This window comes from Streptomyces sp. NBC_00457 (assembly GCF_036014015.1).
Taxonomy (GTDB): Bacteria; Actinomycetota; Actinomycetes; order Streptomycetales; family Streptomycetaceae; genus Streptomyces.
Genome location: NZ_CP107905.1, coordinates 4,537,597 through 4,560,837, shown reverse-complemented (window position 1 = coordinate 4,560,837; position 23,241 = coordinate 4,537,597). Strand labels below are relative to the sequence as shown.

Sequence of the window (23,241 nt, the reverse complement as noted above, 5' to 3'; positions counted from 1 at the left end):
ACGGCGAAGAGGAGCGATTCGTGAGCGAGAGCAGTGCGGAGGCCGTAGCGAACGCCGCCTCGGCGGCCGTCGCCTCCGCCACGGGGGCGGCCGGGAACTGGCGCCGGGTGACCGGTATCGCGGGTGCCGCGATCGGCGTGGTCGCCGCGGGCGCGGCGGCCGGCGTCGCGATCGAACGCATGACGGTCGGCCGCGGGATGCGGCAGAAGGCCCGCCTCGCCCTGGACTCGGCCGGACCGTACGGCGCCCTGCGCGGCACCCCCGGCAAGGCGTATGCCGACGACGGCACCGAGCTGTACTACGAGGTCGACGACGTCGAACCCCAGGAGGGGCTCACCCCGCGGCGCCGCCGGCTCTTCGGCCGTAAGGCCCCCGCCCCGGTCACCGTCGTCTTCAGCCACGGCTACTGCCTCAGCCAGGACTCCTGGCACTTTCAGCGCGCGGCGCTCAGGGGTGTCGTACGGACGGTGCACTGGGACCAGCGCAGCCACGGCCGGTCCGCGCGCGGGGTGTCCCAGGTCGAGGACGGCATTCCGATCACCATCGACCAGCTGGGCCGCGATCTGAAGGCCGTGATCGACGCGGCCGTGCCCGAGGGGCCGATCGTGCTGGTCGGGCACTCCATGGGCGGGATGACCGTGATGGCACTGGCCGCCCAGTTCCCGGAGCTGGTCCGGGAGCGGGTCACCGCCGTCGCGCTGATCGGTACGTCGTCGGGGAAGCTCGGCGAGGTCAACTTCGGGCTGCCGGTCGCGGGCGTCAACGCCGTACGTCGCGTGCTCCCCGGAGTGCTGAAAGCGCTGGGGCAGCAGGCGGCGCTGGTCGAGCGGGGGCGGCGGGCCACCGCCGATCTGTTCGCCGGGATCATCAAGCGCTACTCGTTCGCGTCCCGGGACGTCGATCCGGCGGTCGCGCGGTTCGCCGAGCGGATGATCGAGGGCACGCCGATCGATGTGGTCGCCGAGTTCTACCCGGCCTTCGGGGACCACGACAAGACCGAGGCGCTGGCGTATTTCACCGATCTGCCGGTGCTGGTACTGGCCGGGGTCAGGGACCTCGTCACGCCCAGTGAGCACAGCGAGGCCATCGCCGATCTGCTGCCGGACGCCGAGCTCGTCCTCGTCCCGGACGCCGGGCACCTGGTGATGCTGGAGCACCCGGAAGTGGTCACCGACCGTCTCGCCGACCTGCTCACCCGCGCGGGTGCCGTGCCGGCAGGGGCTACCGTAAGTGGCTATGGAAGCAGTACCGCACAGCCAGGCTGAGCCGGGCGTCCAGAACCTCACCATCACCTCCCCCGACCAGATGCGGGAACTCGGCCGCCACCTCGCCAAGCTGCTGCGCGCCGGTGACCTCGTGATGCTCAGCGGGGAGCTCGGCGCGGGCAAGACGACGCTGACCCGGGGGCTGGGTGAAGGGCTCGGGGTCCGGGGGGCCGTCACCTCACCGACGTTCGTGATCGCGCGCGTGCATCCGTCGCTGGGTGACGGGCCGCCGCTGGTCCACGTCGACGCGTACCGCCTCGGTGGCGGCCTCGACGAGATGGAGGACCTCGACCTCGATGTCTCGCTGCCCGAGTCGGTGATCGTCGTGGAGTGGGGCGAGGGGAAGGTCGAGGAGCTGACCGACGACCGGTTGCAGGTCGACATCCACCGGGCCGTCGGCGACACGGCCGACGAGGTTCGGCGGGTGACGCTGACCGGGCTGGGGGAGCGGTGGGCGAACGCGGACCTCAGCGTGCTGTCGGCGTGAGCGTGAACGTTCCGACAAGGCGTCGGCAAGTTATTGCTTTCGGGGTCTTGCGCGTGGTCACATGGTACCCAGTCTGTAGTTAGGTCTACCTAACTACGTCCGCCCCCGTCCCTCAGGAGGCGTCCATGTCGGCTTCGGAACGCAGCACGGAGAACGACCGGTATGAGGTCCGGCCTCAGCAGCCGTACGCGGTTGGCGGGGTGTCGATGAGTGCGTTGCTGGCGTCTTGTGCGGCGGCGCGCGTGATTTCCACGCCGCCGACTGCGCCAGCGCGGTGTGAGACAGAGGGCCGTCGGGCCGCGTAGTCGTCTGCGGGTTCGTTGTGGCTGGTCGCGCAGTTCCCCGCGCCCCTATCGGGGCGCTGTACTGACCCTGGCTCTAGCGGATCACGACGATCTTCTGGCCCACCGTCGCGAACTGCCACATCGCGTTGCCGTCGGCCCGTGATTCGCGGATGCCGCCTGTTTTCACCGTGGGGTCGGGGACCGGGGTCGAGCCGTCGACGGCTGCGCTGAAGCCGATGGCTACGCCGTCGACGCTGGTGAAGCGGACGACGTGTTCGATGGGGGTGCCGTCGGAGCCGGTGACCGCTTTCGAGCGGGAGGTGACGAAGTAGGTGCCGGGCGGTGGGTCGACCGTGCTCGGGTTGACCTTGAAGGTGTGCTGGACCTTGTTGCCCCGGGTGACGAGCCAGACGCGGTCGGCGTCCACCGAGTACACGACGCGTTCACCCGTTCCGGAACCGGCGGGCAGTGCCTCGGGGTGCTGCCCGTCCCGTGCCGCCTTGGAGGTGGCCGCCGAGGCCGAGCCGCCCGCCTGGGGCCGGCCCAGATCGGCCGGTACGGTCGCCGAGGCCTGGTAGGCGAGGAAGCCGATGGTCGCGACGGCCGCCGCGGTCAGCACGGCCACGAATCCGGCGCTGCTGCTTGGCACGGTCGCCCACCTCTTCGTCGTACGTCACGCTTCGTTGCGACGGTAGCAGCAGGTGACCGCCGGACCTGGGCGGCCGTGCTCGAGCCCGCGGAGCCGTAGGCTGTTTGCGTGCTCTTGCTAGCTCTGGATACCGCCACCCCCGCCGTCACCGTCGCTCTGCACGACGGGACGGATGTCATCGCCTCGTCGAGTCAGATCGACGCGCGCCGACACGGAGAGTTGCTGCTGCCGGCCGTCGACCGTGTGCTGACGGAGGCGGGGCTGAAACTCGACGCCGTCACCGGGATCGTCGTAGGGATCGGTCCGGGCCCGTACACCGGGCTGCGGGTCGGTCTGATGACCGCGGACACGTTCGGGCTGGCGCTCGGCGTCCCCGTGCACGGACTGTGCACGCTCGACGGCCTCGCGTACGCGTCCGACATGGGCAGCCCCTTCGTCGTGGCCACCGACGCCCGGCGCAAGGAGGTCTACTGGGCGCGCTACGCCGACTCCCGTACGCGCGTCACCGATCCCGCCGTCGACCGGCCCGCCGACATCGCCGACCGGGTCGCGGGACTGCCCGCCGTCGGCGCGGGCGCGCTGCTGTACCCGGACACCTTCCCCAACGTGCACGAGCCCGAGCATGTGTCGGCCGCGGCGCTCGCGAGCCTCGCCGCCGAGAGGCTGGCGGCCGGCGCGGAACTGCCCGTGCCGCGGCCGCTGTACCTGCGCCGTCCCGACGCCCAGGTGCCCAAGAACTACAAGGTGGTCACCCCCAAGTGACAGCGGTGCTGCGCGAGATGCGCTGGTGGGACATCGATGCCGTGCTCGAGCTGGAGAAGGACCTCTTCCCCGAGGACGCCTGGTCGCGCGGGATGTTCTGGTCCGAGCTCGCCCACGCGCGCGGTCCCGCGGCGACCAAGCGGTACGTCGTCGCCGTCGACGCGGACCGGCTCGTCGGGTACGCGGGCCTCGCCGCGTCCGGAGACCTCGCCGACATCCAGACCATCGCCGTCACCCGCGACCACTGGGGCACCGGCCTCGGCGGGCGGCTGCTGACCGAACTGCTGCGGGCGGCCACCGCCTTCGAGTGTGCCGAAGTGATGCTGGAGTGCCGGATCGACAACGTCCGCGCGCAGAAGCTGTACGAGCGCTACGGCTTCGAGGCCATCGGCTTCCGGCGCGGCTACTACCAGCCGGGGAACGTGGACGCCCTCGTCATGCGACTGACCGACCCATCAACCTCCGTACAAGGAACCGAGATCAATGGCTGACGAACCTCTGGTCCTGGGGATCGAGACCTCCTGCGACGAGACCGGCGTCGGCATCGTCCGCGGCACGACCCTGCTGGCGGACGCCGTCGCGTCCAGCGTCGACGAGCACGCCCGCTTCGGCGGCGTGGTGCCCGAGGTCGCCTCCCGGGCGCATCTGGAGGCGATGGTCCCGACGATCGACCGTGCGCTGAAGGAGGCCGGGGTGAGCGCCAGGGACCTGGACGGCATCGCCGTCACCGCCGGTCCCGGCCTCGCCGGCGCCCTGCTGGTCGGCGTCTCGGCGGCGAAGGCGTACGCCTACGCGCTGGGCAAGCCGCTGTACGGCGTGAACCACCTGGCCTCGCACATCTGCGTGGACCAGCTGGAGCACGGCGCGCTGCCCGAGCCGACGATGGCGCTGCTGGTGTCCGGCGGGCACTCGTCCCTGCTGCTGTCCTCCGACATCACCTCCGACGTACGGCCGCTGGGCGCGACCATCGACGACGCGGCCGGCGAGGCCTTCGACAAGATCGCGCGGGTGCTGAACCTCGGTTTCCCGGGCGGTCCCGTCATCGACCGGTACGCGAAGGAGGGCGACCCTCAGGCCATCGCCTTCCCGCGCGGGCTGACCGGGCCCCGCGATCCGGCGTACGACTTCTCCTTCTCCGGCCTGAAGACCGCCGTGGCCCGCTGGATCGAGGCCAAGCGGGCGGCGGGGGAGGAGGTGCCGGTGCGCGATGTGGCGGCGTCCTTCCAGGAGGCGGTCGTGGACGTGCTGACCCGCAAGGCCGTACGGGCCTGCAAGGACGAGGGCGTCGGGCATCTGATGATCGGCGGTGGCGTGGCGGCCAACTCCCGGCTGCGGCACCTCGCCCAGCATCGGTGTGAGGCGGCCGGGATCGAACTGCGGGTGCCGCGGCCCAAGTTGTGCACCGACAACGGCGCGATGGTCGCCGCGCTCGGCGCGGAGATGGTGGCGCGGGGGCGGGCGGTGTCCAGCTGGGACCTGTCGGCGGACTCCTCGCTGCCGGTGACCGACCCGCATGTGCCGGGGCACGACCATGTCCACGAGGTCAGCAAGGACAACCTGTACTCATGACCGTGGCGTTGATGTGGGAGGCGCGGGCGGTCGAAGGGCGGGGCGAGGAGCTGCTGGCCTGGGCGCGCGAGCAGCGGCTTCCCGAGGAGCCGCTGCGCCGGGAGACCTTCCGGGCCCCGCAGGACCGGGTGCTGGTCATCACGTGGTGGGACGCCGACTACGACGCCGTACTGCCGGAACTGCCCGAACCTGACGGTGAGTTGGTCACCCGGGCAGTGCACCGGTGGCGGTTCGAGGCAGTGGCCGGGGGCTGAAGGAGAGCCGCCAGGGCTTGTCCGGGTCGTGGCCCCGCCACAGCACCTTGCCGTGGCGGCGCTCCCAGTCGGCGGCGAGCCAGGCCTGCCCCAGCCAGGCCAGCGCCGGCCAGAGCGGGAACAGGGCGGCCACGGGGTCCAGGGCGAACGCGAAGCCCAGCGTCGCGGCCGTCGTCATGGTGAACAGCCACGGATTGACCGGACGCCGGAGCAGGGACGCCTCGACGGGCGCCTCCTCCAAGGGGACCGCGGCCTCGAAGTCCCGCACCTCGCTGAGCCCTTTGATGCGGGTCCCCCCGACGAGCGTGAGCAGCGTCGCGAAGCCGATCAGGCCGAGGACGAACAGCGGCAGCCCGCTCCAGCTGACCAGCGCCCCCTGGGAGACGGCGGTCACCGGCACGCAGACGGCGGTCACGGTCAGCACGGTGATGACGGACCGCAGTTCGTGGTGGACGTATCTGTCCATCGCGCCCCTCCCCCGAGGCTCAGGACACCACCGCCTCGCACCGCAGCCGGCGGTCCGGGCCGAGCACGCGTACCGGGCCGGTGAGAGTCAGTCGTGCCGTGTGCAGCACTTCCGCGCTGGATACCCCCAACCGTAGTTCCAGCACGCCCGGTTCGACCACGCGGTGATGTGAGCGGTCGGTGAAGGCGGAGAGATCCGCGTGGAAGCGGAAGCTCACCCGGCGGGATTCTCCGGGTGCCAGCTCCAGCCGCTGATAGCCGATCAGCCGGACGTCCGGGCGGGTCACCGACGCCACCGGGTCGTGGAGGTAGAGCTGGACGACCTCCGCGCCCGCGCGGTCGCCGGTGTTGCGGACGGTCACGGTCATCTCGTACGAGCCGTCCGTGCCGATCTCCGCCTCCGCCGCGTCGGACTCCCAGGCGAACGTGGTGTACGAGCGGCCGTGCCCGAAGGCGTACAGCGGCGTCGGGTCCAGGTTGCTGACCTCGCCGGCCAGGCCCAGCGGGGGCTGGAGGTAGGTCCAGGGCTGTCCGCCGGGCACGTGCGGGACGCTCACGGGGAGGCGGCCGGAGGGGTTGACGCGGCCCGACAGCACTCCCGCCACCGCCGGGCCGCCCTCCTCCCCCGGGAAGAACGCCTGGACGACCGCGCCGAGGCGCCCGTGCCAGCGGCCGAGCGCGTAGGGCCGTCCCGTCAGGAGGACGAGCACGACCGGTACGCCCGTCGCGATCAGCTGGTCCAGCAACTCGCCCTGTACGCCCGGCAGCCGCAGGTCCGTCACATCGCAGCCCTCGCCCGAGGTGCCCCGCCCGAACAGGCCCGCCCGGTCGCCAAGCACCGCCACGCACACATCCGCCTCGGAGGCCCGGGCCACCGCCTCCTCGAAGCCGGAGGTGTCCGGGTCCGAGGTGTCGCAGCCCTCGGCGAACGTCACCTTGGCGTCGGGGAGTTCGTCGCGCAGGGCCTGGAGGACGGGCGGGATCTCGATGCCCATGGGGACTTCGGGGTGGTGGGTGAGGACGTGGGACGGGAAGGAGTAGCAGCCGAGCATGGCGAGGGCGTCCGCCGCGCGCGGGCCCACGACCGCGATGCGGGCGTCCGGGGCCAGCGGCAGCACGCCGTCCGGGTTGTCCAGCAGGACCACGGACTCCTCGGCCAGTCGGCGGGCGAGGGCGCGGTTGGCCGTCGAGTCGAGGTCGATCGGGCCCTTGGGCTCCGGGTCCCAGTCGGCGTCCAGGAGGCCGAGTTCGCACTTCTGGAGCAGGACCCGGCGGGTGGCCCGGTCCACCAGTTCCTCGGGGACGCGGCCCTCCCGTACCGCCTCCAGCAGCGGGCGGCCGTAGCACTTCACCGTCGGCAGTTCCACGTCGATGCCCGCGGCGAGCGCCGCGTGCGCCGCCTCGGCGGGGGAGCCGGCGACGCGGTGCAGGGTCTCGAGGAACGCGATGCCGAAGTAGTCGGCGACGACCGTGCCGGTGAACCCCCAGTCCCGGCGCAGGAGTTCGGTCAGCAGGGCCGGGTCCGCGGAGGCCGGGACGCCGTCCGTCTCGTTGTAGGCCGCCATCACCGAACGGGCCCCGCCCTCGCGCAGCGCCATCTCGAAGGGCGGCAGGATCACGTCCGCGAGCTCCCGGACGCCCGCCCGCACGGGGGCCTGGTTCCGGGCGCCCGCGGAGGACGCGTACCCGGCGAAGTGCTTGAGCGTGGCGACGATCCCGGCCGACTCAAGGCCGCGTACATAGGCGGCACCGACCGTGCCGACCAGGTACGGGTCCTCGCCGATCGTCTCCTCGACCCGGCCCCAGCGCGGATCCCGTACGACGTCCAGGACGGGCGCGAGGCCCTGGTGGACGCCGGCCGTGCGCAGGTCGCGGCCGATGTGCCGGGCCATCTCCTCGACCAGCGGCGGGTCGAAGGTGGCGCCCCAGGCGAGGGGGACCGGGTAGGCCGTGGCGCCCCAGGCCGTGAAGCCGGCCAGGCATTCCTCGTGGGCCACGGCAGGGATGCCGAAGCGGCCCGCGTCGGCGATACGGCGCTGGGCGCGGGCCAATGCCTGCGCGCCCAGCGCCGGGTCCACGGGGGCGGTGCCGTAGGAGCGGGTGAGCTGGCCCAGGCCGTGGGTGATCAGCTCGGCGAAGTCTTCGGCGGAGCCGACAGTCATGTCGTGCTGGTGCGGAGCGACTCCGTCGCCGTCCGTGGCGGCGCCCACCCACACGCCGTACAGCTGGGCGGTCTTCTCCTCCAGCGTCATCCGGGCGAGGAGATCGTCGACGCGGGCGGCGGCGGGCAGGGCGGGGTCACGCCAGGGGGCGGTGGTCATGAAACTCCTGTCGGTTCCCGGTCGCTGGCGAATGTTTCGTTATACACTTCGAATGTTCCGGGACGCTATGGCGCTCAGAAGGGTTCGTCAAGAGGGGGTGCAGGGATACGATCGCCGCCATGACACCCTCCGAGCCCGCTCAAACCCGGACGGCAGGACGCTCGACGCAGACCGCGACGCTCGCCGAGATCGCCCGCGAGGCCGGCGTATCCGCGCCGACTGTTTCGAAGGTCCTCAACGGACGGGCCGATGTCGCCCCGGCGACCCGGACCCGCGTCGAGGAACTGCTGCGCGCCCACGGCTACCGGCGCCGCCGCGCCGAGGCGAGCCGCTCCCCCCTGATCGACCTGGTCTTCCACGAGCTGGAGAGCGCGTGGGCGATGGAGGTCATCCGGGGCGTGGAGAACGTGGCGCGGGACGCCGGGCTGAGCGTGGTGCTCAGCGAGAGCGCCGGCCGGCTCACCCCCGGCCGCACCTGGGCCGACCAGGTCGCCGCCCGCCGCCCGCACGGCGTGATCCTCGTCCTGTCCGGCCTCGACGAGTCCCAGCGCGCCCTGCTGACCAGCCGTTCCATCCCGTTCGTGGTGATGGACCCGGCGGGCGACCCGGGCGCCGACGTGCCGTCCATCGGCGCCACCAACTGGCAGGGCGGGCTCGCCGCCACGCGCCATCTCGTCGAGCTGGGGCACACCCGGATCGGCGCGATCACCGGACCGTCCCGGATGATGTGCAGCCGCGCCCGGGTGGACGGCTACCGGGCGGCGCTGGAGACCGCCGGGCTGCCGGTCGACCCCGAGCTGATCAAGAACGGCGACTTCCACCACGAGACGGGCTACCGGCGCGGACTGGACCTGCTGCGCGCCCCCGACCGGCCCACCGCGGTCTTCGCCGGCAACGACCTCCAGGCGCTCGGCCTGTACGAGGCGGCGCGCGAGCTGGGGCTGCGCATCCCGGAGGACCTGAGCGTCGTCGGCTTCGACGATCTGCCGATCGCCCGCTGGGTGGGGCCGCCGCTGACGACCGTACGGCAGCCGCTGACCGAGATGGCCGAGGCGGCGGCCAAGCTCGTCCTCGATCTCGCGCGCGAGCAGGGGACCCCGGCGGCGACACGGGTGGAGCTGGCGACGAGTCTGGTGGTGCGCAGCAGCACGGAGGCACCGCCCGCTCTCCCGAAGTCAGTCGGATGACCGGCCGAAACTTTCGGAGGTGCTGAAAGTCGTCGGTTCTGCCCTGAGGCTGGGCTGAGAAGTCTTAGATTTTCCGCAGAAACCGCGGGCAGGGGTGTCCTCTCGTAATAATTCGGACTTACGTTCCTGTCCGTGACTGCTGATGACGAACACGGGGACGACAACGGGGGATCGGACAGACACATACGCCCGCGCGCCGGCCTGCTGAAGGCCGTCGGTCTCACCCTGGCCGGTCTGCTGGCGCTGGGCGCCGCTGGGGCCGGCTGGGTCTACTGGCACCTCAACGACAACATCACGAGCGTCGACATCAACAGCGCGCTCGGCGACGACCGCCCGGCCAAGTCGATGACGACGCCCGCCGGTTCGGCGTCCGCGTCCCCCCTGCCCACCGAGGCACTGAACATCCTGGTCCTCGGCTCGGACTCGCGGGACGGCGAGGAGAACCAGCAGCTCGGCGGCGGCGACAGTGGCGGCGCCCGCTCCGACACGGCGATGGTCGTCCACGTCGACGCCGGCCGCACCGAGGCCACCGTGGTCAGCATCCCGCGCGACACGCTCGTCACCCGGCCGTCCTGCCCGCTTGCGGACGGGGAGTCGACGGAGGAGGCGTACGGCGTGATGTTCAACAGCGCCTATGCGGTGGGCGGTCCGGTCTGTGCCGTGAAGACCGTCGAGTCGATGACGGACGTCCGCATGGACCACTACATCGAGATCGACTTCGCCGGCTTCGCCAAGCTGGTCGACGCGCTCGGCGGGGTCACCGTCAGCACGGACGAGGACATCGACGACGAGGACAGCCACCTGACCCTGGAGGCCGGCACCCACCACCTGGACGGCGAGCAGGCCCTGGGCCTCGCCCGCACCCGGCACGGCATCGGCGACGGCAGCGACCTCGGGCGCATAGGCCTCCAGCAGACGCTCGTGAAGGCCTTGCTGGAACGGCTGTCCGACATCGGTCCCACCCGGCTCTACTCGGTCGCCGACGCCGTGACCGGCAGCCTCACCACCGACACCGGCCTGGACTCACTGACCGAGCTGTACGCGCTGGGGCAGAGCCTCGAAGGGCTGTCCGCGGACGACACGACGACGGTGACCATGCCGGTGGAGAGGGCACCTTCGGACGCCAACCGGGTGGTCGCTCAGGAGCCGGAGGCGGGGGAGTTGTGGGAGTCGTTGCGGTGAGGAGAATGTCCCCGAAGAAATCCGGGGCGCGTGTCGATCCGGCCGTCTCCCGATCGACACAGGGGTGAAAGGCGGGGAGAGGCCCCGCCGGTCCGTGTCGAAGGAGTCCCCATGCCCCGCTACCTGTCGCTGGTGAAGACCCAGGAGAGCCAGGCGGCCGCCGGCCCCAGCCCCGAACTGATGCAGCGGATGGGCGAGTTGATCGAGGAGATGACCAAGGCCGGGGTGATGCTCGACACCGCCGGTCTGACGCCCACCGCCCAGGGCACCCGCGTGCACTGGGAGGACGGGAAGATCTCCGTGACCGACGGTCCGTTCACCGAGACCAAGGAGGCCGTCGGCGGTTACGCGATCCTCCAGTGCAAGGACAGGGCCGAGGCGCTGGAGTGGACCAAGCGGTTCCTGAAGGTGCACGAGGACTTCTGGACGGTGACCTGCGAGGTGCGGGAGATCATGGGCTGAGCCTCCGGTCCTTGGAGGCACGCCGGTCCGGGTGTCCAATGGGGGGCTGTGAGCAGTTCGCAGCCCCCCGCCGACCCGCGCGCCACCGCCGACCCGCGATCCACCGTCGAGACCGTCTTCCGTATCGAGTCGCCCCGCGTCATCGCCGCCGTCGCCCGTGTCGTCCGCGACGTCGGCATCGCCGAGGAGCTGGCCCAGGACGCCCTGGTCGCCGCGCTGGAGCAGTGGCCCCGGGACGGGGTTCCCGACAATCCGGGCGCCTGGCTGATGGCGACCGCCAGGCACCGCGCCGTCGACCTGATCCGGCGCAAGGAGAACTACGCCCGCAAGCTGGCGGAGATCGGCCGCGACCTGTCGACGGTGACCGAGCCCGAGGAGCCCGCGGACCCCGACGACATCGACGACGACCTGCTCCGCCTCGTCTTCACCGCCTGCCATCCGGTCCTCTCCGCAGAGGCCCGTATCGCCCTCACCCTGCGCCTCCTCGGCGGCCTGACCACAGCGGAGATCGCCCGCGCCTTCCTCGTCCCGGAATCGACGGTCGCCCAGCGCATCGTCCGCGCGAAACGCACCCTCGCCACGAAGAACGTCGCCTTCGAGGTGCCGTACGGCCCCGACCGCGAGGCCCGCCTCGGCTCCGTTCTCGACGTCATCTACCTGATCTTCAACGAGGGTTACGCCGCCACGGCCGGCGACGACTGGCTGCGCCCGTCCCTCGCCGAGGACGCGCTGCGGCTGGCCCGGCAGCTGGCAGGACTGATGCCCAAGGAGCCCGAGGTGCACGGCCTGGCCTCGCTGCTGGAGTTCCAGGCGTCGCGGATGGCCGCCCGCACCGGCCCGGACGGTGAGCCGGTCCTGCTCCAGGACCAGAGCCGCAGCCGCTGGAACCGGCTCCTCATCGCCCGCGGGATCACCGCCCTGGACCGCGCGGACGCGGTGTCCACCGGCGTGCCCGGCCCGTACGCCCTCCAGGCCGCGATCGCCGCCTGCCACGCGCACGCGCTCACCTACGAGGACACGGACTGGCGCGCGATCGCCACCCTGTACGGCCTGCTCGCCGCCCGCGCCCCCTCCCCGGTCGTCGAACTCAACCGCGCGGTCGCCGTGTCGATGGCGGACGGCCCCGCCCCGGCCCTGGAGCTGGTCGACGCCCTCGCCACCGAACCCGCCCTGCGGGACTACCACTTGCTGCCGAGCGTGCGCGGCGATCTGCTGGCCCGCCTGGGGCGTACGGCGGAGGCCCGCGAGGAGTTCGCCCGGGCGGCCGGCCTTGCACGCAACGAACGCGAGCGGAAGCTGCTGCTGGCCAGGGCGCGGGAGTGCGATGCGTAACCCGAAGACGTAACCCGAAAACGCACAGCTGTTCACCAGTGACTCTGTTCCCCTCACGCCTCGTTGGGCACTACAGTGACCCGGCCTCTGTGTAGAGGCTGTGAAGATCCATGGGGGGATCGAACCTTGAGCATGTTCACGCGCCGCCGTGCCGCGGCGCTCGCGACCGCGGCGGCGCTCGCCGCCGTGGGCACCCTGGCCACCGCACCGGGCGCCGCCGCCGACGAGGCAGGGCCCTGGCCGGGCACCGAGGGCCGGATCCTCACCGACGGCCCCGTCCTCGTCGACCCGGCCACCGGACGGGCCACCGCGGTCCCGGGCACCTCCGGCGACGACGCCGCCTGGGCGCCGGACGGCAGCCGGCTGGTCACCGCCTGGAGCCAGATCTCCAGCGTCCGGCCCAGCGGCTCCTCGAAGATCACCCTGCCCTGGGCGGAGGGCATGCGCTCCAGCGCCGCCTACGAGGACCTGGCGTTCTGGTGGGGCGGCCGCTACGTCGTCTTCGCCTCCGGCGGCCAGCTCGCCTACGGCCCCTCCGACGGCTCGTTCGCGCCCGCCCCGCTGCTGTCCGAGGCCCTGGAACCGGCCAAGGTCTGCGACGAGGACCCGACGGTGAGCCCGTCCGGCCTGCTCGCCTTCTCCCGTCGCGTCGAGGGCTGTTCCGACAGCGCGCGGATCTATACCTACGACGGAACGACGAACACGCTCAAGCGGGTCCTCGCCAACGCCGAGCAGCCCGCCTTCTCGCCCGACGGCACCAAGCTGGCCTTCGTCCGCAAGGACCCCGACGGCAACCCGCAGATCCTCACGGCGAACGCCGACGGCACCGACGTCCGGCAGCACACCGACGGCCCCCGCCGGTACGCCAACCCGTCCTGGTCGCCCACCGGCAAGCGGATCGTCTTCGACGCCCACACCTCGCCGAACAGCGACGACGTACACACCACCGAGTACGTCGACCTGGCCACCGGCGAGCTCACGCGGGTCCCGGGCACGCCGCAGGGCAGCAACCCCAGCTGGCAGCCGCTGCGCAAGAACCGCACCGGCCGGATCTGGGGCAGCAACGCCTACAACACCAACGTCGCCTCCTCGCGCTGGACCTGGAACAAGATCGGCGGCAGTGTGCCGGGCCTGCTGAACGCCAAGGCCGCGGTGCTGGTCAACCAGGACGACGCGGCCTACTCGCTCACCGCGCCCGCGCTGGCCGGCAAGAAGCAGGGGCCGGTGCTCACGACCCCGAAGACCGGGCTGTCCACAGCGGTGAAGAGCGAGCTGAAGCGGGTGCTGAAGCCGGGCGCCAGTGTGTATCTCGTCGGCGGCACGTCCATCCTCAGCAGCAATGTCGCCGCCCAGCTGAGGACGCTCGGCTACGTCCCCAAGCGGCTGTCCGGCGCCGACCGCTACGAGACATCGGTCAAGGTGGCGCAGTCCGTCACCGGCGCCCCGAAGTATGTGTTCCTGGCGTCGGGCACCGACTACCGTGCGGCTCTCCCGGCAGCCGCCGCGGCCGGCGCCGACGGAGCGGCCAGTGCGGGCAGCGTCGTCCTCACCAACGGCAAGAAGCTGACCGCGGCCGTGAAGTCGTACCTCAACAGCCTGAACCCGGACAAGACCATGGTCATCACGGTCGGGTCGGACGCCAAGTACGCGCTGACCCACACGGGTTTCTCCCGGTGGCCGTCGACGTACTCGTACTACCCGATCACGGGGAGCACCGACGCGGCGCTGTCTGTGGCGGTCGCCAAGTTCTGGTGGACGGCGCCGAGTTCGGTGGCGCTCGCCTACGCGGGCGCCTGGCGCGACGGCCTGTCCGCCGGTGCGGCGATGAACGTCTTCGGGCCCCTCCTGTGGACCTCCCGCCCCGCCCTGTCGGACGAGACCAAGAGCTATCTGCTGCGCGAGTCCGCGAGCACGAGCTTCACGGTCGCGTTCGGCCCCACCGCCTCCGTCACCGCGAGCACGCTGAACACGGCGGGCGCCTCGATCAGCGCCAGCGGCTCCCAATTCGTGTACCACGAGTACTACAACGGCACGGTGCCCACGAGCACGCAGGCGAGCACCTTCTCGGCCCGCACGAACGGCGGTCAGCCCGCCACCGTGGCCCGCACCGGCCCGACCGGCGCCGACCCCCACCTGGAGCCCCTCAAGACGCTCCACCGGCAGTAGCCGACGGCTTCGAGGGGGCGCCGACGAGCATGGTCGGCGCCCCCTCGACCCGGGTGAGGAACACCGTCGCCGCGTTGGGCCCCTGCGGCTTGACCTTCCTGCGCAACTCCTCCGGCTCCACCGCCGACCCCCGCTTCTTCACGGTCAGCGTCCCGACCTGCCGCTCCCGGAGCAGTGCCTTCAACTTCTTGACGCTGAAGTGGAGTTGATCGGTGATCTCGTACGCGGTGGCGTACGGGGTCTCGTGATGCTCGTCGGCGGTGATGTACGCGATGGTGGGGTCGATCAGCCCGCCGTCCAGTGACTCGGCGACCTCGGCGACCAGATGGGCCCGGATGACGGCGCCGTCGGGCTCGTACAAGTACCGCCCCACAGGCCGGACTTCGGGGTCGGGCAGCCCGCGTCCCAGCAGGGTCCGCGGCCCCGGCAGCAGGGTCGCGCGCACGGCGCCCGGCTCGGTGCCGAACCACAGCACCGCCTCCTTCACATCCCCGCCGTCGGAGATCCACTCGGCCTCGGCCTCGGCGGGGACGGCTTCATGGGGGATTCCGGGCGCGATCTTCAGAGCGGCGCGGGGAGCTTCGAGTGCCGTCCGCACCGCCCAGGACAGGGGCGGCGAGTAGGCCTCGGGGTCGAAGATCCGGCCCCGGCCGCCACGCCGGGCGGGGTCGACGAACACGGCGTCGTACGCAGTCGTGTCCACCTCCGTCACATCCACTTCCCGCACCTCGATCAGCCCGGCCAGCCCCAGCGCGTCGGCGTTCGCGCGCGCCACCGCCGCCGTCAGCGGATCCCGGTCCACGGCCAGCACCCGGATCCCGGCGCGGGCGAACGCGATCGCGTCACCGCCGATACCGCAGCACAGGTCAGCGACCGACCGGATCCCCAGCGCCTTGAACCGCTCGGCCCGATACGCCGCCACGCTCGCCCGCGTCGACTGCTCCACCCCGTTCGGCGTGAAGAACATCCGCCCCGCGTCCTCGGCCCCGAACTTCGCCACCGCCCGCTGCCGCAGCCGCGCCTGCCCGAGCGCCGCCGACACCAGCTCGGCGGGGTGCTCGCGGCGCAGCCGGGTGGCGACGGCGAGTTCCCGCGCGGGGTCGGTACCGCGGACCTCGTCGAGGAGGGCGCGGCCTTCGGGGGTGAGGAGGGGGGCGAGGTCGTTCACCGGTTCATTGTGGGCCAGTCGGTGGATGGTGCATGCGCGGCGGCGGTGTCGGCCGGGGTTGGGGGCGGGTGCCTGCGAGGATCCGGCTCCATGCGAGTAGTCGTACAAAATGATAAATACGGTGCGTATCGGAAGCGCCGGATCCGTGCCGGAATCGCCGTGCTCGCCGCCGCGGCCATCGCCTCGGGCTGCGCGGACGGCGCCTCCACGGCACCGCCCGCAGCAGGCCAGCAGCCCCGTGAGGCGCCCGGCGCCAAGGCCCCCGACAAGCGGCACGCCGCGCAGCGGGCCCGGGCCGCGGCGGCGAAACGCTGGGGCCTGTCGCGGGTCCCCCTGACCGCCCCGCCGCCCCCGGCCGTGAAGCCGGAGATCAAGACCCGCGCGGGCTTCGAGGTGGACGGCCATGAGGAGGACGACCTTCCGCCGGTCTTCACCACGATCCCCACCCGGCAGAAGATCGTCTTCCTCACGATCGACGACGGCGCCGAGAAGGACCCGGCGTTCCTGCGCATGATGCGCGAACTGCGGGTCCCGTACACCGCGTTCCTCAGCGACTACCTGGTGAAGGAGGACTACGGCTACTTCAAGCGCATGCAGCAGGCGGGCGTGAGCCTGCACAACCACACCCTCCACCACCCGTACCTGCCGGGCCTGTCGTACTCCCGCCAGAAGCGCGAGATCTGCGGCATGCAGAACGTCATCGAGAAGCACTACGGCACCCGCCCGACCCTCTTCCGCCCGCCCTTCGGCAACTACAACGCGGACACCCTGTACGCCGCGAAGGCCTGCGGCATCAAGTACGCGCCCCTGTGGAACGAGGAGGTCTTCGCCGACCACTGGGAGTACCGCGAGTGGGACCGTGACCTTCATCCCGGCGACATCGTTCTCAGCCACTTCCGCGGTAAGGACGACTGGAAGGGCACGATGCCGGACATGGTCCGACGGTTCCTGGAGAAGGTCACGGCGAAGGGGTACGCCGTGGCACGGCTGGAGGACTACCTGTGAGGCCGCGCGCGGCCGGGGCGCTGGCGCTGACCGTCGCGCTGCTCACCGGCTGCGCCCAGTCCGTCGACCCCCTCGAACGCCTCGGCGAGAAGGCGGCCGGACGGGTGAGCCCGCACGGCCCGGGGGCGGACCGGGGTCTGCCGCCCGTGGTCGACCGGGTCCGCACCCGGGACAAGGTCGTCTTCCTGACCTACGACGACGGGGCGGAGAAGGACCCCCGCTTCGTCGACATGGTCCGCGAACTGCGGCTCCCGGTCAGCATGTTCCTCACGGACAGCGTCGTGGGCCCGGGCTACGGCCACTTCGCGCGCCTGCAGTCGGTCGGCGCGAGCATCCAGAACCACACCCTCGACCACACCGCCCTGCCCGGCCTGCCCTACGCCGGCCAGCGCGCCGAGATCTGCGGCCAGCAGGACAAGCTCAAGTCCCGCTTCGGCATCCGCCCCCGCCTCTTCCGCCCGCCCCACGGCCGCTACGACATGACGACCCTGCACGCCACCGCCGACTGCGGCCTCGCGGCGATCGTCCTGTGGACCTCCGCCGACACCGACGACGCCCCCCTCCACCCCGGCGACATCATCCTCATCGGCCCGGACGACCCGACCGGCCCACCCCTGTGGCAGCGAACGGAACGGGTGCTGCGGCGAGTGGAGGAGGCGGGGCTGAGGGTGGGGCGGCTCGAGGATTACCTGTAGACAAATCCAGCCCGTCCGGCGTTTGAGGACGAGGCCGCCAGGCCGAAGCGGGGGTCTGGGGGCGCAGCCCCCAGGAAACCAACGCCGGGATCCACGCAACGGACGTCCACCAGAATCCGCCGACGCGCCGCAGGCATTGGCACTCCGCTTGACCGAGTGCTAACCCCGTCATAGTCTCTGGTCTGGCACTCCCCCCTGGAGAGTGCCAATAGCGACGGGCAGGTCCGGCACCCGCGACGACGGATCGACCTGGTCGCCACCTCAGACAGTTAACCCCGTGAGATCTCCGAAGGGGGAGGTCGGATCGTGACGACCACCAGCTCCAAGGTTGCCATCAAGCCGCTTGAGGACCGCATCGTGGTCCAGCCGCTCGACGCGGAGCAGACCACCGCCTCTGGCCTGGTCATCCCGGACACCGCCAAGGAGAAGCCCCAGGAGGGCGTCGTCCTGGCCGTGGGCCCGGGCCGCTTCGAGAACGGCGAGCGCCTGCCGCTCGACGTCAAGACCGGCGACATCGTGCTGTACAGCAAGTACGGCGGCACCGAAGTGAAGTACAACGGCGAGGAGTACCTGGTGCTCTCCGCTCGCGACGTGCTCGCGATCATCGAGAAGTAGATCAACGAAGCACATTTGTTTTTGAGCTGCGCCCCGGGCCCCCGCGACCTTATGAAGCCGGGCGTCAGGGGCGCAGTTCGTTTCACCCACGTTTTCCGAGAGGGCTGAACCGCTCCCATGGCGAAGATCCTGAAGTTCGACGAGGACGCCCGTCGCGCCCTCGAGCGCGGCGTCAACAAGCTTGCCGACACGGTCAAGGTGACGATCGGCCCCAAGGGCCGCAACGTCGTCATCGACAAGAAGTTCGGCGCACCCACCATCACCAACGACGGTGTCACGATCGCCCGCGAGGTGGAGATCGAGGACCCGTACGAGAACCTCGGCGCGCAGCTGGTGAAGGAGGTGGCGACCAAGACCAACGACATCGCTGGTGACGGCACCACCACCGCCACCGTGCTGGCCCAGGCGCTGGTCCGCGAGGGCCTGAAGAACGTCGCCGCCGGCGCCTCCCCGGCCGCCCTGAAGAAGGGCATCGACGCCGCCGTCGCCGCGGTCTCCGCGGAGCTCCTCGCGACCGCGCGCCCGATCGACGAGAAGTCCGACATCGCCGCCGTCGCCGCGCTGTCCGCGCAGGACCAGCAGGTCGGCGAGCTGATCGCCGAGGCGATGGACAAGGTCGGCAAGGACGGTGTCATCACCGTCGAGGAGTCCAACACCTTCGGTCTGGAGCTGGACTTCACCGAGGGCATGGCTTTCGACAAGGGCTACCTGTCGCCGTACATGGTGTCCGACCAGGAGCGTATGGAGGCCGTCCTCGACGACCCGTACATCCTGATCAACCAGGGCAAGATCTCGTCCATCCAGGACCTGCTGCCCCTGCTGGAGAAGGTCATCCAGTCCAACTCCTCCAAGCCGCTGCTGATCATCGCCGAGGACGTGGAGGGCGAGGCCCTCTCCACCCTCGTCGTGAACAAGATCCGCGGCACCTTCAACGCGGTGGCCGTCAAGGCCCCCGGCTTCGGCGACCGCCGCAAGGCGATGCTGGAGGACATGGCCGTCCTCACCGGCGCCACCGTCATCTCCGAGGAGGTCGGCCTCAAGCTCGACCAGGCCGGTCTGGACGTCCTCGGCTCCGCGCGCCGCGTCACCGTCACCAAGGACGACACCACGATCGTCGACGGTGCCGGTGAGAAGGGCGGCGTCGAGGGCCGCATCGCGCAGATCAAGGCCGAGATCGAGACCACGGACTCCGACTGGGACCGCGAGAAGCTCCAGGAGCGCCTCGCGAAGCTGGCCGGCGGCGTGTGCGTGATCAAGGTCGGCGCCGCCACCGAGGTGGAGCTGAAGGAGAAGAAGCACCGTCTGGAGGACGCCATCTCCGCGACCCGCGCCGCGGTCGAGGAGGGCATCGTCTCCGGTGGTGGCTCCGCGCTCGTCCACGCCGCCAAGGTCCTCGAGGGCAACCTCGACAAGACCGGCGACGAGGCCACCGGTGTCGCCGTCGTCCGCCGCGCGGTCGTCGAGCCGCTGCGCTGGATCGCCGAGAACGCCGGCCTGGAGGGCTACGTCATCACCTCCAAGGTCGCCGAGCTCGACAAGGGCCAGGGCTTCAACGCCGCCACCGGCGAGTACGGCGACCTGGTCAAGGCCGGCGTCATCGACCCGGTGAAGGTCACCCGCTCCGCCCTGGAGAACGCCGCCTCCATCGCCTCCCTGCTCCTCACGACCGAGACCCTGGTCGTCGAGAAGAAGGAAGAGGAAGAGCCGGCCGCCGCGGGCGGCCACGGCCACTCCCACTGACGTAAGTCGGCACCGAGGCCCGGCACCCTGGGGGTGCCGGGCCTTCGCGTTGCCCTGCTTGCCTCAGGTCACTGCTCCAGCGCGTCCAGCGCCCCCAACTGCTCCATCAGCCCCAGCCGGTCGTACTGCCACCAGCCCTCGGCGATCTTCCCGTCCGGACCGCACCGGTGGATGGTCGTCCCGGTCATGGAGACCTGCTTCCCGGTGGACGCGATCCCGACGAACTCGCCCTTGTGCCGGCCGTTCCAGGTCCAGCGGGTGCACACCCGGTCACCCTGGGCCAGCTGGTCCTCGATCGTGAACGAGAAGTCGAAGCCGCCCCGCCACACCTCGACCTCGCGCCGGAAGGCGTCGAGCCCGATGACGTCCTGCGGGTTGCTGGGATCGTGGTCGTGATAGTCCTCGATGAGCACGTCGTTGAACGTGGGCGCCTCGCCCTCCCCGGGCAGCGCGTCGAAGAACCGCCGCGCGGTGGCCGCGTACAACTGCTCGTCGCGCACCACGTCCAGATCCGTGAACGTCGGCATCTCGTCGCAGAGAGCGACCATCTCCCGGAAGATCTTGTCGGTCTCCGGGAGGTTCGAGTTCCGCATCGCCTCCTCGTACGACGGGAACTCCACGATCTCGATGAAGTGCGACGCGTCTGACCGGTCCTTGCCGATCACGCTGTGCGTCGCGGTCCGCTTCCCCTTGGTCTGCTCGACCCAGGTGTCCATCAGCCGGTTCATCTCGTCGAACCGGCTCGTCTTGCAGTCGATGAGCTGTACGAACGTCATGGCGTCGCCTCCGTCCCCCGAGGGTCCGGTCGAACAGCTCCATTCTCCTCCTGAGCGCTCCGTCTGTCGGCCTACTGCGGCCCGTACTTGCGCCCCGTCTTCGAGGTGATCCCGCCGAGCATCCCGCGCGGCACCACCTTCGCCATCCCCATCAGCACCTTGTACCGGGGGTCGGGAATCGACAGCGTCTTGCCGCGCGCCAGGTCGGCGAGGGCCGCCGCGGCCAGCTTGTCGGCGTCCAGCCACATCCAGCCGGGGATGTTGTCCGTGCCCATCCCGGCCCGCTCGTGGAACTCCGTACGGACGAAACCGGGGGCCACCGCCATCAGCCGTACGCCGCTGCCGGCCAGATCACGCGCCGCGCCCTGCGTGAACTGCACGACCCACGCCTTGGACGCCCCGTACGTACCGCGCGGCACGAAGGCGGCGACCGAGGCGACGTTGATGACGCCGCCCCGTCCGCGCTCCCGCATCGCCTCCGCCGCGGCGGAGGTCAGCCGCAGCACCGCCTCGCAGTGCACCTTGAGCATCTTCAGCTCGTCGGCCATGGATACGTCGAGATAGCGGCCCTTGTTGCCGAAGCCCGCGTTGTTGATCAGCAGGTCGACGGGGTTCTTGCGGTCGGCGAGGCGGGCGGCCACCGCGTCGATGCCGGTGTCCTCGGCGAGGTCGGCCGACAGCACCTCCGCCTCGATGCCGTGCCGGTCGTGCAGTTCGGTCGCCTGCTCCGCGAGCCGCTTGGTGTCCCGCGCGACCAGGACGAGGTTGTGCCCGTCGGCCGCCAGCCGCCGCGCGAACGCGGCGCCGATGCCCGCGGTGGATCCGGTGATGAGAGCCGTTGTCATGGCGCAAGGTTAAACACCCCGGAGCCCGCCAGTCCGCTCCCTGCACAGGCCCTCCCGCCAGGTGAAGCCCAGGCGAAGGACGAGGTGGTGAGAGCGCGTCAGGCCGATGGGCGCGACGCGGTGCGAGAGGGGATCAGACGCCGAGCGGTTCGGCGCAGACGCCGTCCCCGGCCCGCGGATTCCGGTGCGCCGGTCCCCGCACCAACCGGCGGGACGCCCTCGCGCGTCAGGCCCTCTGCTTCTCCACGTACTTCCGGGCCGCGGCCACCGCCTCCGGGTGCAGTGCCTCGCCCGCCGCGAGCAGTTGGGGGAGCAGTGCCCGCTCGGTGGTCATCGCACGGAACTGCAGGGCGACGGTCACCTCGTGAGCGGGCCGGTGCACGATCTCGACCGGATCGCCCGCGCGGATCTCGCCGGGCTCGATCACCCGCAGATACGCGCCGGGCGCCCCCTTCGCCGTGAAGCGCTTGACCCACCGCTGTTCACCCACATGGGCCTGGAAGACGCTGCACGGAATCCGGCCGCTGGTGACCTCCAGCACCACGGCCCCTATGCGCCAGCGCTCGCCGATCAGCGCCCCTGACACATCCAGACCGGTCGTCGTGAGGTTCTCGCCGAACACGCCGTTCGCCAGCGGTCGCCCCAACTCCCGTTCCCAGTCGTCGAGATCCTCGCGCGCGACCGCGTACACGGCCTGGTTGTCGCCGCCGTGGTGCCGTGTGTGGCACACCGCGTCCCCGGCCACCCCGCTCCCCGCGAGGCCCTTGGGCCCGGGCGCCGCCACCCCCACCGGCCCGTCCACCGGCCGCTTGTCGATGCCGGTCACACCGTCCGGCTGGTCCGTGTACGGCACGGACTTCGGGCGGCCCAGATTGACAGACAGAAGCTTCATGGAGGGCACGCTAGCGCTCCGCTGGAAGAGCGGTGACAAACCGCGGGCCGGTGGGGCTGGTCGCGCCCGCGCGGCGGAGCCGCATATTGATACAGCCCCGCGCCCCTTACGGGGCGCGACCGGCACCCAAAGTGTCTACGGAATATCCGGCATCGTACCCAAGGAGCGCTTATGCTCAAGGAGTGATCGAGGCCCGTCATCTCCGTGTCCTGCGCGCCGTGGCCACCACCGGTTCCTTCTCGGCGGCGGGCCGTGAACTGGGCTGCACCCAGCCCGCCGTCAGCCAGCAGATGAAGGCCCTGGAGGCGTCGGTCGGCACCCCCCTGCTGATCCGCACCGGCCGCGAGATGCGGCTGACGCAAGCCGGCGAGGCCCTCGTGCGGCACGCCTCCGGCATCCTCGCCGGGCTCACCGCCGCCGAGGAGGAGGTCGCCGCGATCGCGGGCCTGCGCGCGGGCCGCGTCCGCCTGGTCTCCTTCCCCAGCGGCAGCTCCACCCTCGTCCCCACCGCCCTCGCCGCCCTGCGCGCCGCCCACCCCGGCACCCGCGTCTCCCTGGAGGAGGCCGAACCGCCGCGCTCCGTCGAGATGCTGCGCGAGGGCGACTGCGACATCGCCCTCGCCTTCCGCTACGAGGGAGCGGCGGGCGCCGAGGAGTGGGACGACCTCGTCGTACGACCGCTGCTGCGCGACCGTCTCGTCGCGCTGGTGCCGGAACGCCACCGGCTCGGCCGCGCGGACTCCGTCGCCATCGGCGAACTCGCCGCCGAGCCCTGGATCGCGGGCTGCCCGCGCTGCCGCGGCCAGTTGGTCGAGGTCTGCGAGGGCGCGGGCTTCACTCCCCGCATCGACTTCGCGACCGACGACTACCCCGCGGTCGTCGGCCTGGTGGCCGCGGGCCTGGGCGTCGCCGTCCTGCCCCAGCTCGCCATCGAGTCCGTACGGCCACGGGGCGCGCGCACGGTGACGCTGGAACCGGCGGTACGGCGGGAGATCGTCGCGCTCACGCTGCCCGACCTGGCGCAGGTGCCCGCCGTGGCGGCGACGCTGGAGCAACTGGCGCGGGCGGCCACAAGGTAGGGGCACGCGAACGCGTGCCCCTTGTGTGGTCTGCGTCTGTG

23 protein-coding genes are annotated in these 23,241 nt (G+C 71.4%); 16 read left to right on the top strand and 7 right to left on the bottom strand.

What is annotated here, in order from left to right:
- Positions 1 to 20 precede the first annotated feature (20 nt).
- Together OG828_RS20485 and tsaE are read left to right on the top strand one after the other, a co-directional pair.
- Entirely contained in the window at positions 21 to 1,265 is a 1,245-nt protein-coding gene (locus OG828_RS20485) for an alpha/beta fold hydrolase (protein ID WP_328358718.1), read from the top strand.
- Positions 1,237 to 1,752, top strand: a complete 516-nt coding sequence (gene tsaE / locus OG828_RS20480) for a tRNA (adenosine(37)-N6)-threonylcarbamoyltransferase complex ATPase subunit type 1 TsaE (protein WP_328438985.1) — start codon at positions 1,237 to 1,239, stop codon at positions 1,750 to 1,752. Before OG828_RS20485 ends, tsaE begins: the two co-directional genes overlap by 29 nt.
- 378 nt (positions 1,753 to 2,130) lie before the next feature.
- On the opposite strand, the gene OG828_RS20475 is transcribed toward tsaE, so the two are convergent.
- Positions 2,131 to 2,685 (bottom strand): hypothetical protein, encoded by a 555-nt coding sequence (locus tag OG828_RS20475; RefSeq protein ID WP_328501950.1) that lies wholly within the window; start codon positions 2,683 to 2,685, stop codon positions 2,131 to 2,133.
- A gap of 108 nt (positions 2,686 to 2,793) precedes the next feature.
- On the opposite strand from OG828_RS20475, the gene tsaB reads away from it, so the two are divergent.
- From tsaB to OG828_RS20455, 4 genes are read left to right on the top strand one after another with little or no spacing between them, the layout of a single operon-like run.
- The gene (gene tsaB, locus OG828_RS20470) at positions 2,794 to 3,447 is read left to right on the top strand and encodes a tRNA (adenosine(37)-N6)-threonylcarbamoyltransferase complex dimerization subunit type 1 TsaB (protein WP_328358709.1); all 654 of its coding nucleotides are present in this window, start codon (positions 2,794 to 2,796) and stop codon (positions 3,445 to 3,447) included.
- 17 nt (positions 3,448 to 3,464) lie between these two features.
- Entirely contained in the window at positions 3,465 to 3,938 is a 474-nt protein-coding gene (gene rimI, locus OG828_RS20465) for a ribosomal protein S18-alanine N-acetyltransferase (protein ID WP_328372023.1), read from the top strand.
- Complete coding sequence (tsaD, locus tag OG828_RS20460; RefSeq protein WP_328358706.1) at positions 3,931 to 5,016, top strand: tRNA (adenosine(37)-N6)-threonylcarbamoyltransferase complex transferase subunit TsaD; 1,086 nt, start codon at positions 3,931 to 3,933, stop codon at positions 5,014 to 5,016. Before rimI ends, tsaD begins: the two co-directional genes overlap by 8 nt.
- Positions 5,013 to 5,270, top strand: a complete 258-nt coding sequence (locus OG828_RS20455; protein WP_328358703.1) for a hypothetical protein — start codon at positions 5,013 to 5,015, stop codon at positions 5,268 to 5,270. The genes tsaD and OG828_RS20455 overlap by 4 nt, the downstream gene beginning before the upstream one ends.
- Here the strand turns inward: OG828_RS20455 and OG828_RS20450 are convergent.
- Together OG828_RS20450 and OG828_RS20445 are read right to left on the bottom strand one after the other, a co-directional pair.
- Positions 5,221 to 5,736 carry a hypothetical protein gene (locus tag OG828_RS20450; protein WP_328358700.1) on the bottom strand — a complete coding sequence of 172 codons (516 nt, stop codon included), beginning with the start codon at positions 5,734 to 5,736 and terminating at the stop codon, positions 5,221 to 5,223. The genes OG828_RS20455 and OG828_RS20450 overlap by 50 nt on opposite strands.
- Positions 5,737 to 5,755: 19 nt before the next feature.
- Positions 5,756 to 8,056: a glycoside hydrolase family 3 N-terminal domain-containing protein gene (locus tag OG828_RS20445; RefSeq protein ID WP_328438981.1), complete on the bottom strand. Its 2,301-nt coding sequence runs from the start codon at positions 8,054 to 8,056 to the stop codon at positions 5,756 to 5,758.
- 119 nt (positions 8,057 to 8,175) lie between these two features.
- Between OG828_RS20445 and OG828_RS20440 the strand changes: the two genes are divergently transcribed.
- From OG828_RS20440 to OG828_RS20420, 5 genes are all read left to right on the top strand, one after another.
- Positions 8,176 to 9,243 (top strand): LacI family DNA-binding transcriptional regulator, encoded by a 1,068-nt coding sequence (locus tag OG828_RS20440; RefSeq protein WP_328438980.1) that lies wholly within the window; start codon positions 8,176 to 8,178, stop codon positions 9,241 to 9,243.
- Positions 9,244 to 9,375: 132 nt separating this feature from the next.
- Complete coding sequence (locus OG828_RS20435; protein WP_328501949.1) at positions 9,376 to 10,425, top strand: LCP family protein; 1,050 nt, start codon at positions 9,376 to 9,378, stop codon at positions 10,423 to 10,425.
- A 111-nt stretch (positions 10,426 to 10,536) separates the two neighbouring features.
- Positions 10,537 to 10,887 carry a YciI family protein gene (locus OG828_RS20430; protein WP_328501948.1) on the top strand — a complete coding sequence of 117 codons (351 nt, stop codon included), beginning with the start codon at positions 10,537 to 10,539 and terminating at the stop codon, positions 10,885 to 10,887.
- A gap of 48 nt (positions 10,888 to 10,935) precedes the next feature.
- Complete coding sequence (locus OG828_RS20425; protein ID WP_328501947.1) at positions 10,936 to 12,219, top strand: RNA polymerase sigma factor; 1,284 nt, start codon at positions 10,936 to 10,938, stop codon at positions 12,217 to 12,219.
- A 132-nt stretch (positions 12,220 to 12,351) separates the two neighbouring features.
- Entirely contained in the window at positions 12,352 to 14,385 is a 2,034-nt protein-coding gene (locus OG828_RS20420; protein ID WP_328504905.1) for a cell wall-binding repeat-containing protein, read from the top strand.
- Here the strand turns inward: OG828_RS20420 and OG828_RS20415 are convergent.
- Positions 14,363 to 15,553: a class I SAM-dependent methyltransferase gene (locus OG828_RS20415; RefSeq protein ID WP_328501946.1), complete on the bottom strand. Its 1,191-nt coding sequence runs from the start codon at positions 15,551 to 15,553 to the stop codon at positions 14,363 to 14,365. The two genes, OG828_RS20420 and OG828_RS20415, sit on opposite strands and share 23 nt — an antisense overlap.
- A 90-nt stretch (positions 15,554 to 15,643) precedes the next feature.
- On the opposite strand from OG828_RS20415, the gene OG828_RS20410 reads away from it, so the two are divergent.
- From OG828_RS20410 to groL, 4 genes are all read left to right on the top strand, one after another.
- Positions 15,644 to 16,558 carry a polysaccharide deacetylase family protein gene (locus OG828_RS20410; RefSeq protein ID WP_328501945.1) on the top strand — a complete coding sequence of 305 codons (915 nt, stop codon included), beginning with the start codon at positions 15,644 to 15,646 and terminating at the stop codon, positions 16,556 to 16,558.
- Positions 16,555 to 17,253, top strand: coding sequence for a polysaccharide deacetylase family protein (locus OG828_RS20405; protein WP_328501944.1), 699 nt, complete (start codon positions 16,555 to 16,557; stop codon positions 17,251 to 17,253). The genes OG828_RS20410 and OG828_RS20405 overlap by 4 nt, the downstream gene beginning before the upstream one ends.
- Positions 17,254 to 17,559: 306 nt before the next feature.
- The gene (gene groES, locus OG828_RS20400) at positions 17,560 to 17,868 is read left to right on the top strand and encodes a co-chaperone GroES (protein WP_003998759.1); all 309 of its coding nucleotides are present in this window, start codon (positions 17,560 to 17,562) and stop codon (positions 17,866 to 17,868) included.
- Positions 17,869 to 17,985: 117 nt separating this feature from the next.
- On the top strand, positions 17,986 to 19,608 hold the full coding sequence (groL, locus tag OG828_RS20395; protein WP_328358673.1) for a chaperonin GroEL: 1,623 nt from the start codon (positions 17,986 to 17,988) through the stop codon (positions 19,606 to 19,608).
- A gap of 68 nt (positions 19,609 to 19,676) precedes the next feature.
- Here the strand turns inward: groL and OG828_RS20390 are convergent, their stop codons facing one another.
- From OG828_RS20390 to OG828_RS20380, 3 genes are all read right to left on the bottom strand, one after another.
- Entirely contained in the window at positions 19,677 to 20,384 is a 708-nt protein-coding gene (locus tag OG828_RS20390) for an ester cyclase (protein ID WP_328358670.1), read from the bottom strand.
- Between the two features lie 71 nt (positions 20,385 to 20,455).
- Positions 20,456 to 21,229 carry an SDR family NAD(P)-dependent oxidoreductase gene (locus tag OG828_RS20385; RefSeq protein ID WP_328358667.1) on the bottom strand — a complete coding sequence of 258 codons (774 nt, stop codon included), beginning with the start codon at positions 21,227 to 21,229 and terminating at the stop codon, positions 20,456 to 20,458.
- Positions 21,230 to 21,455: 226 nt separating this feature from the next.
- Positions 21,456 to 22,121, bottom strand: coding sequence for an MOSC domain-containing protein (locus tag OG828_RS20380; RefSeq protein WP_328501943.1), 666 nt, complete (start codon positions 22,119 to 22,121; stop codon positions 21,456 to 21,458).
- Positions 22,122 to 22,303: 182 nt separating this feature from the next.
- Here OG828_RS20380 and OG828_RS20375 point away from each other — a divergent pair, with 182 nt between their 5' ends.
- A complete protein-coding gene (locus OG828_RS20375) occupies positions 22,304 to 23,200 on the top strand; it encodes a LysR family transcriptional regulator (RefSeq protein ID WP_328358661.1) in 897 nt (298 codons plus the stop codon).
- Positions 23,201 to 23,241 lie beyond the last annotated feature (41 nt).

Coding starts and splice junctions, on each gene's coding strand:
- OG828_RS20410 (WP_328501945.1), top strand. CDS start 15,644: ATGCGAGTAGTCGTACAAAATGATAAATACGGTGCGTATCGGAAGCGC.
- rimI (WP_328372023.1), top strand. CDS start 3,465: ATGCGCTGGTGGGACATCGATGCCGTGCTCGAGCTGGAGAAGGACCTC.
- OG828_RS20380 (WP_328501943.1), bottom strand. CDS start 22,121: ATGAAGCTTCTGTCTGTCAATCTGGGCCGCCCGAAGTCCGTGCCGTAC.
- OG828_RS20420 (WP_328504905.1), top strand. CDS start 12,352: ATGTTCACGCGCCGCCGTGCCGCGGCGCTCGCGACCGCGGCGGCGCTC.
- OG828_RS20385 (WP_328358667.1), bottom strand. CDS start 21,229: ATGACAACGGCTCTCATCACCGGATCCACCGCGGGCATCGGCGCCGCG.
- tsaD (WP_328358706.1), top strand. CDS start 3,931: ATGGCTGACGAACCTCTGGTCCTGGGGATCGAGACCTCCTGCGACGAG.
- OG828_RS20440 (WP_328438980.1), top strand. CDS start 8,176: ATGACACCCTCCGAGCCCGCTCAAACCCGGACGGCAGGACGCTCGACG.
- OG828_RS20430 (WP_328501948.1), top strand. CDS start 10,537: ATGCCCCGCTACCTGTCGCTGGTGAAGACCCAGGAGAGCCAGGCGGCC.
- groL (WP_328358673.1), top strand. CDS start 17,986: ATGGCGAAGATCCTGAAGTTCGACGAGGACGCCCGTCGCGCCCTCGAG.
- OG828_RS20450 (WP_328358700.1), bottom strand. CDS start 5,736: ATGGACAGATACGTCCACCACGAACTGCGGTCCGTCATCACCGTGCTG.
- OG828_RS20390 (WP_328358670.1), bottom strand. CDS start 20,384: ATGACGTTCGTACAGCTCATCGACTGCAAGACGAGCCGGTTCGACGAG.
- OG828_RS20455 (WP_328358703.1), top strand. CDS start 5,013: ATGACCGTGGCGTTGATGTGGGAGGCGCGGGCGGTCGAAGGGCGGGGC.
- tsaE (WP_328438985.1), top strand. CDS start 1,237: ATGGAAGCAGTACCGCACAGCCAGGCTGAGCCGGGCGTCCAGAACCTC.
- OG828_RS20445 (WP_328438981.1), bottom strand. CDS start 8,056: ATGACCACCGCCCCCTGGCGTGACCCCGCCCTGCCCGCCGCCGCCCGC.